Annotated in this window: 13 protein-coding genes and 1 other RNA gene; 7 read left to right on the plus strand and 7 right to left on the minus strand. The window is 61.6% G+C overall.

What is annotated here, in order from left to right; genetic code table 11:
- Positions 1 to 28: 28 nt before the first annotated feature.
- On the plus strand, positions 29 to 715 hold the full coding sequence (locus OIS50_RS11110) for a LytR/AlgR family response regulator transcription factor (RefSeq protein WP_264690713.1): 687 nt from the start codon (positions 29 to 31) through the stop codon (positions 713 to 715).
- 29 nt (positions 716 to 744) lie between these two features.
- Here OIS50_RS11110 and OIS50_RS11115 read toward each other — a convergent pair whose 3' ends face one another.
- The 5 genes from OIS50_RS11115 to OIS50_RS11135 form a co-directional block, all read right to left on the minus strand.
- Complete coding sequence (locus tag OIS50_RS11115) at positions 745 to 1,008, minus strand: hypothetical protein (RefSeq protein ID WP_264690714.1); 264 nt, start codon at positions 1,006 to 1,008, stop codon at positions 745 to 747.
- Positions 1,009 to 1,523: 515 nt separating this feature from the next.
- Positions 1,524 to 2,498, minus strand: a complete 975-nt coding sequence (locus OIS50_RS11120; RefSeq protein WP_264690715.1) for a heavy metal-binding domain-containing protein — start codon at positions 2,496 to 2,498, stop codon at positions 1,524 to 1,526.
- A 396-nt stretch (positions 2,499 to 2,894) separates the two neighbouring features.
- Positions 2,895 to 3,266, minus strand: a transfer-messenger RNA (tmRNA) gene (gene ssrA / locus OIS50_RS11125).
- Positions 3,267 to 3,423: 157 nt separating this feature from the next.
- Positions 3,424 to 3,948 carry a hypothetical protein gene (locus tag OIS50_RS11130; RefSeq protein ID WP_264690716.1) on the minus strand — a complete coding sequence of 175 codons (525 nt, stop codon included), beginning with the start codon at positions 3,946 to 3,948 and terminating at the stop codon, positions 3,424 to 3,426.
- A 256-nt stretch (positions 3,949 to 4,204) separates the two neighbouring features.
- Positions 4,205 to 4,732: a hypothetical protein gene (locus OIS50_RS11135; protein WP_264690717.1), complete on the minus strand. Its 528-nt coding sequence runs from the start codon at positions 4,730 to 4,732 to the stop codon at positions 4,205 to 4,207.
- Between the two features lie 193 nt (positions 4,733 to 4,925).
- Between OIS50_RS11135 and OIS50_RS11140 the strand changes: the two genes are divergently transcribed.
- The 3 genes from OIS50_RS11140 to icd all read left to right on the plus strand — a co-directional run bounded on the left by OIS50_RS11140 (position 4,926) and on the right by icd (position 12,102).
- Positions 4,926 to 6,947, plus strand: a complete 2,022-nt coding sequence (locus OIS50_RS11140; protein WP_264690718.1) for a DNA polymerase III subunit gamma/tau — start codon at positions 4,926 to 4,928, stop codon at positions 6,945 to 6,947.
- 281 nt (positions 6,948 to 7,228) lie between these two features.
- A complete protein-coding gene (locus OIS50_RS11145; protein WP_264690719.1) occupies positions 7,229 to 10,192 on the plus strand; it encodes a M16 family metallopeptidase in 2,964 nt (987 codons plus the stop codon).
- Positions 10,193 to 10,836: 644 nt separating this feature from the next.
- Positions 10,837 to 12,102: an NADP-dependent isocitrate dehydrogenase gene (gene icd / locus OIS50_RS11150; RefSeq protein ID WP_264690720.1), complete on the plus strand. Its 1,266-nt coding sequence runs from the start codon at positions 10,837 to 10,839 to the stop codon at positions 12,100 to 12,102.
- 233 nt (positions 12,103 to 12,335) lie between these two features.
- On the opposite strand, the gene OIS50_RS11155 is transcribed toward icd, so the two are convergent.
- A complete protein-coding gene (locus OIS50_RS11155) occupies positions 12,336 to 13,064 on the minus strand; it encodes a DUF4397 domain-containing protein (protein WP_264690721.1) in 729 nt (242 codons plus the stop codon).
- 393 nt (positions 13,065 to 13,457) lie between these two features.
- Between OIS50_RS11155 and OIS50_RS11160 the strand changes: the two genes are divergently transcribed.
- Entirely contained in the window at positions 13,458 to 13,868 is a 411-nt protein-coding gene (locus tag OIS50_RS11160; protein WP_264690722.1) for a hypothetical protein, read from the plus strand.
- Positions 13,869 to 13,970: 102 nt separating this feature from the next.
- Here OIS50_RS11160 and OIS50_RS11165 read toward each other — a convergent pair whose 3' ends face one another.
- A complete protein-coding gene (locus OIS50_RS11165; RefSeq protein ID WP_264690723.1) occupies positions 13,971 to 14,501 on the minus strand; it encodes a DinB family protein in 531 nt (176 codons plus the stop codon).
- Positions 14,502 to 14,723: 222 nt separating this feature from the next.
- On the opposite strand from OIS50_RS11165, the gene OIS50_RS11170 reads away from it, so the two are divergent.
- Both OIS50_RS11170 and OIS50_RS11175 read left to right on the plus strand, forming a co-directional pair.
- Positions 14,724 to 15,923 carry a pyridoxal phosphate-dependent aminotransferase gene (locus tag OIS50_RS11170; protein WP_264690724.1) on the plus strand — a complete coding sequence of 400 codons (1,200 nt, stop codon included), beginning with the start codon at positions 14,724 to 14,726 and terminating at the stop codon, positions 15,921 to 15,923.
- A 95-nt stretch (positions 15,924 to 16,018) separates the two neighbouring features.
- Positions 16,019 to 16,528, plus strand: a complete 510-nt coding sequence (locus OIS50_RS11175; RefSeq protein ID WP_264690725.1) for a hypothetical protein — start codon at positions 16,019 to 16,021, stop codon at positions 16,526 to 16,528.
- The last annotated feature ends 29 nt before the right edge of the window (positions 16,529 to 16,557 follow it).

Consider the following 16,557-nt stretch of genomic DNA (forward strand, 5'->3'; position numbering starts at 1 on the left):
CGCACCCGTACCCCCGTTTCTGCTTCGCATGATTGCCATTGCCATCGACGACGAGCCCATTGCCCTGGAGGTGGTTCGCTCCCTGGCCGCCAAGGTGCCGTTTATCGAGCTGAGGGCGTGCTTCACGAACGCGTTTCAGGGGCTGGAATACTTGCAGCAAGCGCCCGTCGACCTTCTGTTTCTCGACATCAACATGCCCGACATATCGGGCCTGGAGCTGGTGAGCAGCCTGCCCCGCAAGCCCTTGGTCGTCTTCACCACTGCCTACGCCGAGCACGCCGTTACCGGCTTCGAGCTCGATGCGCTGGATTATTTGCTGAAGCCGTTTTCGCTGCCGCGGTTTGTGAAAGCCTGCAACAAAGCCCACGAGCAGCTTCAACTGCGCGGCGGCCAGGCTGCGCCTGCTGCCGCGCCCGCCAAGGACTACCTGTTCGTGAAAACCGGGTACGAGCAGGTGAAGGTGCGATACGACGACATTTTGTACCTCGAAGCCGCGGGCAACTACGTTACGTTTGTGCTGGCGGGCAAAAGCATCCTTACCCGCATGACGATTAACGAGCTGGTTGACTTGCTGCCCGCCCAGCGCTTCGTGCGCGTGCACCGCTCTTTTATCGTGGCCAAAGACCGGATCGACCGCATCGAGCGGCATCAGGTGAGCATCGGCGGTAAGTGGGTGCCCCTAGGTGCGTCGTACCTGCCGCAGCTGCGGGGGTAGCGCGGGGGCCTTCAGCGGCGTCAACAGCCCTAGGTGAGCAGCAGCGCCGCGTAGAGGCAGGCCCGGGCCCGCGACCATAAATCGGTGCGGGTTTCCATCTCGCTCAAAATCAAATCGTGGCAGCTGTGCAGCAAATGCGCTTGTTGCTCCTGCTCCAGGGCCGGCGTACCCTCCTGAATTTGTACCCATTGCGCCAGCAAACACGCGGCCTCGATGGTACGGCCCTCGTGCATGGCTTCTTGCACGAGGGCCGCCGCCTGAAGCCCGGCCATGGCAGAGTTAGAGGCGCTCATCTTGTGGTTTGGTTATGGAAAAGGGCGGGTTGGGTTTCAAATGTGCGACTTTGCGCCGCCAACGGCAAGGAAAATGTTGCCCCGCGTGTGACAACCCACATCCCTGGTTTTTCTGCCCCCAATCCTTACCAAACCCGGCTTAAACGAACGCAACGCGGCTTTAGCAACCAACACAGGTGCTGCATTTCAGCTGATTTGTGACATCAACCGCCGTAGCAACTTCACAATTAAATCCTGCTGCCCTCCTCTGCTGCGGGGCAATACCCGCCTAGGTAAACGCGCAAAGACCCGGAGCACAGGGCACACCGGGTCTTTATGGCAAAAGGGAATTTGAGGCTTATACTGTCGAGCTTGCCGAAATGTTTGCCGGCCAGCCGCTTTTTAGGCAAAAAGTTTTTCAGCCGAAGCCCCGTTGGGCGTAGCACGTGCCCAACGGGGCGCTTGGCCGCAACTATGCCCCTCGGGGGCAGGGCAACGAGCTGGGGCAACCCTGCACTGCCGACCAGCTGCTCGGGTTAGGCCGCGGCCGGGGCCACCGTCACCGTAAAGTCGGCCGTTTGAACGGTGCCGCCGTGTTTGAACTGCAGAAACACCCGGTACCGCCCGGGCTTTTCGAAGCTCGTGTGGAAGCCGACGGCCGGGCCTTGCGTGCTGGATTCCTGCGGGTGTACGTGCAGGTACTGCGAGCCGTCTTCGCTCAGCACCACCATATGACCTAGAGCACCCAGGTAATTATCGAGGTCGGTAACGGGGCGGCCGCCGCGGCTCACGGTCACTATCAGGCCCAACGTTCGACCTACCTGCACGGCCTTATCGAACGACAGCGCCGCCGCGTAACCATCTTTTTGCCAGCGCAGCTGGTCTTTCTCGAATTTCACTGCGGGCCGCGTGGGGCCGCTTACCTGCAACGTCTGCCGGCCAAGTTGGTGGGAGTTGTTTTCGGGCTGGTAATCCTGGTAAAGCAAGTACGTACCGCCGGTTTTGAAGGTAAACGGCACCTCGTAGCGAGCCGACGCCTTAAGTTCGGGGTGTTCGTGGTAGAACTCCGACAAGTCCTTCGACACGATAATCAGGTGCATTTGCTTTTCGTGCACCACCGCCAACGGTACCGGCGTTTGTTCGTTGCCCACCACCTGCGGCCGAAACGACAACGTAACAGACTGGCCCGCAGCGGGCTGTGCAGGCGTAGCCGCGAAGTTCATTCGGTACCTTATGCCATCCGCAGGTCCCTGGTCAGTGCGCTTCAGCGTCATGCCGCATTTGGGGCAGGTGCCGGGTTTTTCGCTGGTTACTTCGGGGTGCATGGGGCACGCATACATGTGGCCGCCGCTGTGCTCGGCTCCGGCTGCAGGTTCGTGGCCTTCGCCGGCGGCATGCTGGTGCCCGGCGGCCGCCGGCGCATTGCCCGATGCGGCGGAATTGTCGGACGAGCAGGAGGTTGTCCAGATGAACGTGAGCAGGGGCAAAATGGGCAACAGAGTACGTTTCATGGGCATGAAGAAATTGCGGAAAATAAACCGGCTTGGGTTCACCCCTACCCGGTTGCCTGGCAACTGCGCCGCTGCCAGCAGCCCACTGCCGCCCGGGCAGCGGCCAATGCGGACTTGCAGCCTGGCAGCCGGTTGTGTTGGCTGTACGGGAATATCCCCGTTGGCAGCTAAGGGCAACTGGGAGTACGCAATAAAGCCTGGTTCAGCCAAGAGCCGCCTCCGAATCAGTAGCCAGAAACCTTTGCCCGAAAACGCTCGGGGAGCATAAGTGCAACTACCGAAGCAGTGTTATGCCCCCAAAACGGGCAAGCGGCGCTGCCACACCGCGGCAAGGCTGGCCTGGGCCCTAAGCACAGCAACAAAAAAACCCGCCCTGCGCCATGCAGAGCGGGTTTTCAGTGGAGCTGCAGGGAGTCGAACCCTGGTCCAGACAAGGAGAGCGTCGAGCTTTCTACGTGTGTATCCGAGCTTGATTTGTTCGAGGTAACCTAGGCGCCCGTCAGGCCTGTGAGTTACCCTTATCTGCTTGAGATTCACCTAGGTGTCGCAGCGCCACCTAGGCTATCCTTATGCTTTCGACACCCCGTGCTCACCCGTGATAAGGCAGACGGATGCGGGATGATGGCTATTGCTTAGTACCTAGACTAGGCAGCCATGGCGTAGCTATACTCGCCAGTTGTTGTTCGGATGATTTGTTGGCGAGAGATTCACCCAACTCTCGACACGCTTACTCGCGACCTGCACGAGCTGTCAATTCCGGTCAGCCCCAATTGTGTAAGAACGACCCACCGTGGCCGGCGGGGCTGCGAAGGTACGCAAGCAGATGAATAACGGACGCGCTGGGCCAAAAGTTTCCGCCCCGGGGCGCTCTGTGCAGCACAGAACGCCCCGGGGCGGATGCAAATGCCGCTTGGCCGCGGGCGCATTAGCTCATGGCCGGAGCGCTGCCGGGCGCACGCAGCAACGAGGCTGGTCGTGCGGGCCACAGGTTGGCGCCGTAGGCCCGGTAAGCCATGTAAAGGGCCATCGGCACCTCAATCAGCAACGCCAGTTTGCGCACCCAGTCGCTGTGCAGCAGCAGGTTGGCCAGCTCGTTTTCGCTGAAGGCGCCGGGCAACGGCATCCGCGCCAGGAAGAAAGCCGCCCACACCACCACGTGGCACGCCAGCACCACCCACAGCGGCCCCCTAGGTACCGAGGCCGGCAAATACCAGAACAAGGCCAGCACCAAGGCGCTTAGCACTACCGAGGGCACCGTGAGCAGCAGCACAGTTTGCTGCGAGCTGGCCATGCTCCAGGCGGCAAAGTCGGTCAGGCTGAGGTACGAGCCCGCCTGAGACCAGCTGCGGTACTCCTGCCACTCCCCTACCAACGCGGCGCCTAGGTAGCACAGCGTCAGCAGCAAGTAGGCCAGCAATAAACGGTAAGACGGGGTAAGGTTTGTTTTCATAAGCTATGGTTTGGGGATGGGGAACAAGAAAAGCACGCTGTTCAGCTTGCAGTTTGCAGAGTATAAATATAGCATTATTTGATAATAATACAAATTAAGATTACCAAAGTAACATATTATTTCTTCAATGCAGCCCGCCCGCCATAGATGTCAGAGGCTTGCTGCCGGGCCCAGGCACGCTTGCATGCGGCGCAAAAAAGCCCGGCGTTTGCGCATCAGCGCAAACGCCGGGCCGGCTGCAGGTCCCCCAACCAAATCAGCCTAAAGCGGGTTTGTTGAACGCTTGCACGCCATTGCCCGCCGGGGCAGCGGCGCCGTGCAGGGCCCGGTGCGCCATGTAAGCAGCCATCGGGGCTTCCACGAAAAGCGTGAGTTTGCGCAGCCAGTCGCTATGGATGAGGTAGTTCATCAGCTCCGGCGAAAACTCGCCCTGGCTAAGCCGCGCCTCCAGCGGAAACTGCACCAGCACCGACGAAGCCCAGGACAAAGCGTGGCACGCGGCTACCACGTACAGCGGCCAGCGCGGTATGGCGGGCGGCAAATCCCAGAACAAGGCCAGCACCACCACCGTCAGGAACAAGGCCGGCACCGTCAGGAACGGCAGGGCATGCTGGCTGGTGGCCACGTGCCAGGCGGCGAAGTCGGCGGCGCTGAGGTACGGCCCTAGGTCGGCCCAGCTCTGGTACTCCACAAATTCATTCATCACGGCCGCCCCCAAGCAGTAGAAGGTCAGCAACAGGTAGAGCAAAAAGAGCCGGTAAGACGGGGTGCTTGTGGTTTTCATGGCGCATTGCGGATGGTGTACCTGGAAAATCAAACCAACGGACCGGGGGCTTGCCGCTAGTACATATACCACTGCGCATGTATAATAGTTTTACTTTCATTTAAAATATTATTACTATCAAATCAGCAGCGCACTCTGCGCCTACTGGTGCTTCCGTAGCCCAGGATTTCGGGGTATCTTTGTGAGACTGGTTATGGAGAATTTCGTTGTTTCGGCCCGTAAGTACCGCCCCGCTACGTTTCGCAGTGTAGTAGGGCAGCAGCACGTAACTACCACGCTGCAAAACGCCATCGTTACCGGCCATTTGGCCCAGGCGTTCCTGTTTTGTGGTCCGCGCGGGGTGGGCAAAACCACCTGCGCCCGCATTCTGGCCAAAACGATTAACTGCACCAACCTCACGCCGGAAGCCGAGGCTTGTAATGAGTGCGACTCGTGCCGCGCCTTCAACCAGAGCGCCTCGTTTAACGTGCACGAGCTCGACGCGGCCTCCAACAACTCCGTGGAGGACATTCGCTCGCTCGTGGAGCAGGTGCGCTACGCCCCGCAGCAGGGCCGCTACAAGGTGTACATCATCGACGAGGTGCACATGCTCTCGAACGCGGCCTTCAACGCTTTCCTGAAAACGCTGGAAGAGCCGCCGGGCTACGCCATCTTTATTCTGGCCACCACCGAGCGCCACAAAATTATCCCCACGATTTTGTCGCGCTGCCAGATCTTCGACTTCAACCGCATCAAGCTCGACGACATTGTTGGGCACCTAGGGTACATTGCCGGCAAAGAGCAGGTAACGGCCGAAGACGACGCGCTACACCTGATTGCCCAAAAAGCCGACGGCGGCCTGCGCGACGCGCTCAGCATCTTCGACCAGATGGTGACCTTTTCGGGCCATCGGCTGAGCTACCGCGCGGTGGTGCAAAACCTGCACGTGCTCGACTACGAGTACTACTTCCGCCTGACCGAAGCCTGCCTGACCCAAAACCTTTCGGGCACCTTGCTGCTGCTGGAGGAAGTGGTGCAGAATGGCTTCGATCTGCACCAGTTTGTGATTGGCGCCGCCGAGCACCTACGCGGCTTGCTCGTGTGCAAGGATCCGCAGACGGTGCAACTGCTGGAGGTATCGGAAGGCCTGCGCCAGCGCTACGCCGATCAGGCCCGCCAGGCCCCGCTCAGCTTCCTGGTAACGGGCCTGAACCTGCTCAGCCAGTGCGACCGGGACTTTAAAGCCGCCAAAAACCAGCGCCTGCACGTGGAGCTGGCCCTGATGAAGCTGGCCTACCTGCGCAACGCCGTGCAGCTCACCCACGATTTGGTAGCGGGCGCGCAGCTGGCTTCGTCGGGCAACGGCGAGGCCAAAAAAAAAATTGATGGCGTAGCTGCCGCGCCGGCACCCGCGCCCGGCGCCAATGGCAACGGGTACGCCCCCAACGGCCACGCGCCCACGCCGGCCCTGCGCGAAGCCGCGGCGCCCGCCTACCCCAAGCCCAACGGCGTAGCAGCCAGCGCCCCGGCCGCCCCCGAGCCCATTGTGCCGGTGCAAAGCGGCGTGGAGGAGTTGCACCCCACGCCCAGCATCGAAACAGAGCAGGAAGAAGCGCCCTCGACGCGCCGGCAGCTGGTGGACACCCTGCCGCACGTAGAAACCGGCCGCCCCAGCGTGGCCGGCCACGAGCCCGGCAGCCGCCCGCTGGTGGCCGAACCGGTAGCCGCGGCCGCGCCCGGCAGTGCCCGCCCCGCCCCCAAGCCCATTGCTATTCCGAAGCTGAACCTGCAGGCCATAAAAGCCCAGGCCACGCAACGCCAGGAAACCGCTACGGCCGTGCTGGAGGAGGAAGCCGCCGCACCCGTTACGGGCAGCATCAACCAGGCCATGCTCCAGCAAGTGTGGCGCGAGCTGGCCGAGGCGCGCAAGCAAATCAGCATGAGCGAGTTCATGACGCTGAACCGGCCCATTCAGGCCGATGCGCAGCACGTAATTCGCCTGCAGCTCGAAAACCCCGTGCAGCTCGATCAGTTCAACGCGTTTAAGCCGGAGTTTCTGGCGGCGTTGCGCCAGCGTACGGGCTACCGTTCGCTCAGCATCCAGACGGAAGTAGCCGAGCAGGTGCAAACCGGCAAACGCCTCTACACCTCCTCGGATAAGTTTGAGTACCTGGCCGAGAAATTCCCGGTGCTGAATGAAATGAAGCAGCGCCTAGGTCTGGACACCGATTTTTAGCGGCGCACCCCAAGCCGTTGCCGACGCCCACGTGTGGCGCCGAGTGGTACTCGGCGCTGGCGCGGCACGCGCCAAGGCGAAACCGCGCCGCGTGGCCCGTAACTGCGCAGTACCGCATGGCCGCTTTGGGCGGCCGCGCCGAGTGCCACTCAGCGCCACACTTTGCAGCCCTAGGTTAAATGCGCCGGCTTCCTTGCTTTCTGAAGCGGGGAAGCCGGTTGTTCTGGCGGCGTTGTTACCTTTGGCCGCTACCAATTTCTTGTTTTTCACCCATCTGCTCCGTGAAAAAACCAATCCTGCTCCTGTTGCCGGCGGCAATGGCGCTGGGCCTGATGCAGTGCCAGCCCAGCAAAACCGCCACTACCGCCTCCCAGCCGCCGCAGGCCGCCGAGGCACCTAGGGCCAAAGAATACAAGTACACCACCGTGGAGGGCGACCCGCTGAAAACGCGCATCTACACCCTCGACAACGGCCTGACGGTGTACCTCTCCGACTACGACGACGCCCCGCGCATCCAAACGTACGTGGCCGTGCGGGCCGGCTCCAAAAACGACCCCGCCGACGCTACCGGCCTGGCGCACTACCTCGAGCACATGGTGTTTAAGGGCACCTCGCGCCTAGGTGCGCAGAACGTGGAAGCCGAACGGCAGGAGCTGCAGAAAATTGAGGGCCTGTACGAGAAGTACCGCGCCACCCGCGATGCCGCCCAGCGCAAGCAGCTGTACCACCAGATCGACTCCATCTCGGGCGTGGCGGCCAAGTACGCCGTGGCCAACGAGTACGATAAGCTGATGGGCGCCATCGGGGCGAAGGGCTCGAACGCCTATACCTCGGTGGAGCAGACGGTGTACCAGGAGGATATTCCGTCGAACCAGGTGGAGAAGTGGGCCTCGGTGCAGGCCGAGCGGTTTGGCGAGCTGGTGCCGCGCCTGTTCCACACCGAGCTGGAGGCCGTGTACGAGGAGAAAAACCGCGGCCTCGACAACGACTTCAACAAGGAGTTCGAGGCCCTGAACGCCTCGCTGTTCCGGAAACACCAGTACGGCACCCAAACCACCATTGGTACGATTGAGCACCTGCAGAACCCGTCCATCACGGAGATTAAGCGGTATTTCGAGAAGTACTACGTGCCGAACAACATGGCCGTGGCCATGAGCGGCGACCTGGATTTCGACCAGACCATCCGCATTGTGGACCAGTACTTTGGCAAGCTGCAGCGCAAGCCCCTGCCCGATTTTGTAGCGGCCCAGGAGGAGCCCATTGCGGCGCCCATCGTTAAGGAAATAAAAGGCCCCAACGCCGAAAACGTGATGCTGGGCTTCCGCTTCCCGGGCACGGCTACCAAGGATGCGCTGGCGCTGCGCATGATCGACAAGATCCTGACCAACGGCCAGGCCGGCCTCATCGACCTGAACCTGAACCAGAAACAGGCCGTGCTGGAAGCCGCCTCGTTTACCGACCTCAACAACGACTACAGCACCCACGTGCTGTACGGCACGCCGCGCCAGGGCCAAACCCTCGACCAGGTGCGCGACCTGCTGCTGGCGCAGTTGGATAAGGTGAAGAAGGGCGACTTTCCGGAGTGGCTGATTCCGGCCATCATCAACAACGAGCAGCTGCAGCGCACCAAAAGCTACGAGAGCAACGAAGCCCGCGCGGGCGCCTTTGTAGCCGCCTTTGTGGCGCGCGAAGACTGGAAGGACTACCTGCAGCAGTTCGAGGATTTCGGCAAAATCACGAAGCAGGACGTGATGCGCGTGGCCAACCAGTACTACGGCCCCGGTTACGCCCTCATTTACAAGCGCACCGGCAAAGACACCAGCACGCCTAAGGTGATTAAGCCGGCCATTACGCCGGTACCCGTAAACCGCGACGCGGCCTCTGACTACTACAAGCAGGTGGTGGGCATGCCTTCGCCCGAGCTGCAGCCGGTGTTCGTCGACTTTAAAAAGGACATTCAGCAAACGGAGCTGAAGCCCGGCCTTCCCCTGTACTACACCCAGAACAAGGAGAACGGCCTGTTCTCGCTGTACTACGTGCTCGACCTAGGCACCAACAACGACCCTAAGCTGGGCCTAGCAGCCGACTACCTGCAGTACCTGGGCACGGGCAAGTACTCGGCTGCGCAGCTGCAGCAGGAGTTTTATAAGCTCGGCTGCTCGTTTGGCGTGCAAAGCGGCGCCGACCGCGTGTTCGTCAGCCTTTCGGGCCTCGACAAAAACCTGGAGCCGGCGCTGCAGCTGTTCGAGCAGCTGCTGAGCAACCCCACGCCCGACGCCGAAGCCCTGAAAAACATGGTGGCCGGCGTGCTGAAAAACCGCCAGGATGCCAAGCTGAACAAAGGCGTGATTCTGCAGCAGGCCATGGTGAACTACGCCAAGTACGGCCCCAACAACCCCTTCACGAACATCGTGAGCGAAAAGGAGCTGAAGGCCCTGAAGCCGCAGGATTTGATCGGCCGCATCAAGCAGCTGCCTACGTATCAGCACCGCGTGCTGTACTATGGCCCGCGCGGCGCTCGGGAGTTGCAAAGCACGTTGGTAGCCCAGCACAAGACGCCCGCCAAGCTCACCCCTACCCCGCCGGTCAAGGAGTTTGCCGAGCAGCCGCTGAAGGACCGCTGCGTGTACTGGACCGACTACAACATGGTGCAGGCCGAAATCCTGTTCCTGAGCAAGCGCGACGCCTACGACCCCAAGCTGGTGCCCACCGTGAGCCTCTACAACGAGTACTTCGGCGGCAACATGGGTAGCATTGTGTTTCAGGAGCTGCGCGAGTCGAAGGCCCTGGCCTACTCGGCCACTTCGCGCTACGCCAACGCCGACAAAGTGGGCCGCTCCAACTACCAGCTCAGCTACATCGGCACCCAGGCCGATAAGCTGCCCGAGGCCATGGCCGGCATGCAAACCCTGCTGAACGACATGCCCATGGCCGAGGCCAACCTCAGCGTGGCCCGCCAGAGCATCCGCAACAGCATTGCTACGGAGCGCATCACCAAGTCGGATATCCTGTTCAGCTACGAGCGGGCCCGCCGCCTGGGCCTCGACTACGACCTGCGCCGCGACATCTACGAGCAGACCCAAAACATGAGCCTCGCCGATCTGAAGAAATTTCAGGAAGCCAAGGTGAAAGACCAGCCGCAAACCATCCTGGTTATCGGCTCGAAAGACCGCCTGAACTTCAAGGAGCTGGCCAAATACGGTGAGGTGAAGCAGCTCACGCTGAAGGAAATCTTCGGCTATTAAGCCGTTGAACAACCCAACTCCCCTCCTCAGATGAGGAGGGGACGCGGCAGCTTTAGCTGACGCTGGGGTGGTTGACAATCGTTGCTGACGTTGTTTAAACCGCAAGCCTCATCCCCTAGCCGTCAGCAACGATTCCGTTCAACGATTGCGGGGCCGCCGAACTTAGGTTCGGCGGCCCCGCTTGCTGTTTACCGGCAGTGGCACCTAGGGCCTGTAGCGCGAAATTCGTTGCCGACCAGCGGTTCTGTGGCGCGCCCGAAGGCGCGTATCCGGCACCGCGCCTTAAGGAGTAGGTATGATGTAGAGCCACCTACGCGCTGTTGGCGCGTAGCCAACTAATTTCCGGGCTGCACCGGGGCGACGGAGGCGCGAGCCGCAGCCGCCGCAATCGTAGCTGACATCCGCGCCGCCGTGGCTCCCCCTCTCCCTTTGGCGAGGGGGCCGGGGGGTGAGGCCCCACAGCTGAGGAGGGGCGTTGAGGCGCATATACGACATTTTTTTCAAACACTTGTTTGGGCCCAATTAATGTCGGTGCTTTGCATCCGCTTTTGGGCTAAATGCACTGGCTGAGCCGGTTCTTCTGCCCGTTTAGATTCTTCACCAAACACCCTTAACCCCGGCGTCATTTACTGACCACGTAACATATGGCAGACCAGAAGATTACCATCAAGAACGGCAAACTTAACGTTCCTGACCGCCCCACCATCCCGTTCATCGAAGGCGACGGTACCGGTCCGGACATCTGGGCTGCCTCGGTGCGCGTATTCGACGCCGCCGTTGAGAAAGCCTACGGCGGACAGCGTAAGATCGAGTGGAAAGAGGTGCTGGCCGGCGAAAAGTCGTTCAAGCAACTCAACAACTGGCTGCCCAACGAAACCCTCGACGCTTTCCGCGAATACCTCGTGGGCATCAAAGGCCCCCTCACCACGCCCGTAGGCGGCGGCATTCGCTCGCTGAACGTGGCCCTGCGCCAGGAGCTCGACCTGTACGCCTGCGTGCGCCCGGTGCGCTGGTTCCAGGGTGTGCCTTCGCCCGTGAAGCACCCCGAGCTGACCGACATGGTCATCTTCCGCGAAAACACCGAGGACATCTACGCCGGCATCGAGTACATGAACGGCACGCCGCAGGCCCAGAAAATGCTGGAATTCCTGCAGGACGAGATGGGCGTGAAGAAAATCCGCTTCCCCGAGTCGTCGTCGTTCGGCATTAAGCCGGTTTCGAAAGAGGGCACCGAGCGCCTCGTGCGCGCCGCCATCGAGTACGCCATCAGCCACAACAAGCCCTCGGTAACACTGGTGCACAAGGGCAACATCATGAAGTTCACCGAGGGTGCCTTCAAGACGTGGGGCTACGAGCTGGCCGAGCGCGAGTTCGGCGACAAGGTGTTTACCTGGGCGCAATACGACAAGCTGGCTGCCAAGCACGGCACCGAAGCGGCCAACACCCACATGAAAAACGAGGAGGCTGCCGGCAAGATTATCATCAAAGACAGCATCGCCGACGCCTTCCTGCAGCAAATCCTGCTCCGCCCCTCGGAGTACTCGGTAGTAGCTACCCTGAACCTGAACGGCGACTACATTTCCGACGCCCTGGCGGCTATCGTAGGCGGCATCGGCATTGCGCCGGGCGCCAACATCAACTACGTAACCGGCCACGCCATTTTCGAAGCTACCCACGGCACCGCGCCCAAGTACGCCGGCCTCGACAAGGTGAACCCCGGCTCGGTAATCCTGTCGGGTGCGCTGATGCTGGAGCACATGGGCTGGCAGGAAGCCGCCGACCTGATCTACAAGGGCCTGGAAGCTTCCATCGCCGCCAAGCGCGTAACCTACGACTTCGAACGCCTGATGGAGGGTGCTACCCTGCTGAAGTGCTCGGAGTTCGGCGAGGAGATTGTGAAGAACATGTAATCCTGCTGGCCCTAGGTCAGAAACGCAAAAACCCGCGTCGGCAGCAGCTGGCGCGGGTTTTTGCGTTTTGTTTCGGCACAACCTCAGCCCCGCAGAACAGGGTTCCGGTCAGGCCGGTGGCCGGTGCCCCCGGGGCGGCCCCGGGCCGTGCCCACCTAGGGATGCTTTTGATAGGCGAGCAACTGCGCGTTTTAAGGCTGGGGTTCTGGCTTGGTGCGCTCCTGCCGCGTTGCTTACTGATCTTCAATCACATCGAAGGCCAACTGCTCGGTGGGAACGGCGCTGGCTTCCGTGGAACCGCGCAGCACAAGGCTATACGCTTTGCCTGGCTCCAGCGCAGCGCCTTGCACGAACAAGGGCGTTTGGGGGCTGGTTGCGCGCATCACGTTCAGGCGGTACGTGCGTGCATCAACGGCCTGGTAGGCAGTTACGGCTCCCCAGCCTACTTCGGAGTAAAGCGCGGTGTTGCTTTGCTGATCCTCGATGCGCACGGGCGTGGCCTGCGAAGCCGTGTTGACAACCCGGATGTGCGCTTTGCCGGCCACGGGCGCGGGCAAGGCAGCTTCCTCCACCACCAGCGCGGTGTGGTGCAAGCTGCCGGTGCTGCGCGTAAACAACGAGTAGCGCTTGCTCTCGGCAATGGGCAAAGCGCTGAACTGCACCCACTGCGTGCCGCTACCCGATGCCGTGGGCAGCATAATCTGCACGAAATGCTCGCCGGCCGCTACCGGTTGGTAGGGAGTGGCTTTGCCGGTGGCCGCGCCGGGCCCCACGGCTTTGCCGCCCACGTACAGCTGAATTTCGCCCGTAATCGGCTGGCTGGCGGTGAGGTTGTTGACGATGCGCACCTGACCTTGGGGCGCGGGTTTAGGCGCAGGAGCCTCCGATTTATCGGCGGAGCAGGCTTGGCCCAACAGGGCAGCGGCGCTGAGAGCAGCTAGATAAAGTAAACGTGTGTTCATAACGAGTAAAGGGATAGGATGAAGCAGGGCTTTTGGCTTGTTGGCAGGCAAGGCAAGCACCGGGCCAGAGCCACCGCTGCCCACCACTTAGCAACCCATTCTCAGCCCAAAGCACCTGACTTAGAGCCAATAATAATTTATCGGCTATATATAATAAACAGTCGAAGCACGCCTAAGAGCAGCTCTTGAGGGCCTGCCGCACATCGGCACCTAGGCTGCCTGGCGCGTGGCAGGTGGCGCAGGTACCGAAGCACCTGCGACGGGCGGCAGCCAGCACAGTTATCCCGACCGCCCTACCGTATTCTGCCGTAGAACTACCGCATGGCGTCGCGGCGCCCGGCAGCGGCGTATACCCGCACCAGACCTTATCACCACAACCTTTCACCTACACCCATGAAGAAGACACTTCTCCTTGCGCTGGCCGCCGCTGCGTTCAGCTTTGCCTCGTGCACGCACAACGAAAACTCGGCTGAGCAGCGCACCGTGCAAGACAACACCGACGGCACGGCCGAGGGCGCCCAGCCCGCCCCCGGCACCACCGCCGACCAATCGGGCGACGGCCCGGCCAGCATCGAGGGCACCGACCAAACCACTACCAACAACGGCTCCTCTATTTACGGCGGGCCTACGTCGCGGGCATCTACGCCGGGCGGCGCTACCTCAACCACGGGCCGTACGGCCACTACCACCAGCGGCTCGGCTACCTCGGGCAGCACCGCCGCCGGCAGCGCAACCGGCACGGGCAGCGGCACTACCGCGGGCACCACTACGGCCGGTAGCGGCGCGGCTACCACTGCTCAGTAAGCCTGCGGCTATCTGCATCAAGCAAGCACAAAACCGCAACCGCCAGGCGGCTTCCCAGCGAAGCGCCTCGGCGGTTGCGGTTTTGCGTTTTTCAGGAAATGCCTACTGCCCGGCACCGGCTTGCAGCACGCGCGCCGTAACCAGCAATTGCCCTAGGTGCCGCATGGTATGCTCGGCCGCGTGCACCAGCAGGCCCAGCACCGTGGAGGGCAGCTGCGCCCGCCCCACCCCGCGCGCCTCGGCGAGGGTGGCGGGGTTGGTGGCCCGCAGCTGTGCCAAAGCGCGCTCTACTTGTTGGCTGAAAGCTTGCAATAGCTCGGCAGTGCTGGCGGTGGTTTGGCCGGGTTTGCCTTCGGCACCCAGGTAAGCAAGCTGGGCGGGGCTAAGCTGCTCGGCGCGGGCGTAAGTCAGCAGGCGGTCGAGCACGCCCGCGAGGTGCTGCAAATGAAAGCCTACGGAAGCCACGCCAGCGGGCCGCTGCCACAGCAGCGCATCGGGGAAGCGGTGCAGCTCGGCTTCGAGCTCTTCGCGGGCTTGCAGCAGAGCATGCGCCACGGGCTGCAGTAAGGCCGGCATATCGGGCAGGGGGCCGCGCAGCCATACTTCGGGCTGGGTGGCAGCGGGGTTGTTCATGGGGGCGTAACCGGTAAGTACCGCGGTTGTTACCGCCCTGCCGGCGCTAAAGTTGCCCTGGGTGCCGCGCAAAAAAAAGCACCCAAACTGAGTGCCCCTTTCCGTGTCTAACCAAACCAGGTTATGTGGCGCAAAACTCGGGCAGGCATTCTGAAGCAAACATGAAGATGCCCGCCCCGTTGGGCTTTCGGGTACGGGGGCCGGCGCTGTATTTTTGTGGTTATGCCCCAAGTCTCTTCGCGTGGCGTGGCCATGCCCATGTCGCCTTACCGCAAGCTCACGCCCTACGCCGATGCCGCCAAAGCCCGCGGCACCCGGGTGTACCACCTCAACATCGGCCAACCCGATATCGAAACACCCCCGGCGGTAATGGCCGCGGTGCAGCAGGCCAACATTCGGGTGCTGGAGTACAGCCACGGCGCGGGCAACCTGAGCTACCGCCAAAAGCTGGCGCAGTACTACCAGCGGGTAGGTATTGAGGTGTCGGCCGCAGAAATCATCGTAACGGCGGGCGGCTCGGAGGCTATTCTATTTGCCTTTCTGAGCTGCCTGAACCCCGGCGACGAGCTGATTGTACCGGAGCCCTATTACGGCGCTTACACCGCGTTTGCTATTGCGGCCGGCGTGCACATTGTGCCCGTTACGGCGCACATCGAAACGGGCTTTGCCCTGCCGCCAATTGCCGAGCTGGAGGCCCGCATTACCGAGCGCACCAAAGCGGTGCTGCTCTGCAACCCCAACAACCCTACAGGCTACGTGTACACGCGCCGCGAGCTAGAGCAACTGCTGGCGCTGTGCGAACGGCACCACCTGTTTTTGCTTTCCGACGAGGCGTACCGCGAGTTTTGCTACGATGCCCCCTACGTAAGCGCCCTGCACCTAGGGCCACCTGCCGACGAGCACGTGGTGCTGCTCGATACCATTTCGAAGCGCTACAGCGCCTGCGGTGCGCGCATTGGTGCGTTGGTAACCAAAAACAAGGCGGTGTACGATGCAGCTTTCAAGTTTGCGCAGATGCGCGTGAGCCCGCCCGGCCTAGCACAACTGTTGGGCGAAGCCGCCGCCGAACTGCCCGATACCTACTTCGACCACACCAAAGCCGAGTATCAAACCCGCCGCGACCGGATGGTGCAGCGCCTGCAAGCCATTCCCGGCGTGCAGTGCCCCGTGCCGGGCGGCGCGTTCTATGTAATGCCCAGCCTACCCGTCGACGATGCGGAGCGCTTTGCCAAGTGGCTGCTCGAGGAATTCGAGTACGAGGGCCAAACCGTCATGATTTCGCCCGCTACAGGCTTCTACGCCACACCGGGCGCCGGCCGGCAAGAGGTGCGCTTGGCCTACGTGCTGAACTTAGAAGCCATTGATGCCGCCATGGATTGCCTCGCCCACGCGCTGCAGGTGTACCCCGGCCGGCAGCTGTAAATACCAACCTAGGGCCGCAAAGTATGGCGGGCTTATGCGCCCAAAGCCCATCCATACGTTGTAACTTCGGCTACTACCCTACTTACCGCTTTCTCATGCGTCCGGCTTCTTACGCTTTCCTATTGCCGTTGGGCATGGGCCTGTTGCTCAGCAGCGCCACCCCGCCCGCTTCTTCTTCGCGTTACCAGCTAACCATGCGCCTCAATGGCGGGGTCATCGTCACCGATTCTATCGGTTCGCGCTTCACGGCCTCTACCGGGGCGGGTAAGGTACTCACGCTTTCCATCGTGCGGGCCGATTTTCCGGATGACGTGGGCCTCTCCATTCTCGTAGATGAGTTTAAGCCGCAGCCGGGCGTGTACCGGTTCAAGGAAATACTGAGCGGACACGTACGCGAAGCCTATTACCGCGCCAACGACGTAACCGCCGAATCGAAAGCCTGCGGCGTAAACGACGGCGAAGTGCGCATTACGGCCGTGGACACCAAGGCGCACACCCTTACCGGCACCTACCGCGCCGTGCTGTGCCAAACCAACGCCAGCCGGGCCAATGCCAAGCGCCTGACGCTGGAAGGCAGCTTCCATTTTCCGTACGAAGTGCGTTAGGTGTGTTCTGGACCTGCCAAAAGCAAAAC

This window comes from Hymenobacter sp. YIM 151858-1, from assembly GCF_025979705.1.
Classification (GTDB): domain Bacteria; phylum Bacteroidota; class Bacteroidia; order Cytophagales; family Hymenobacteraceae; genus Solirubrum.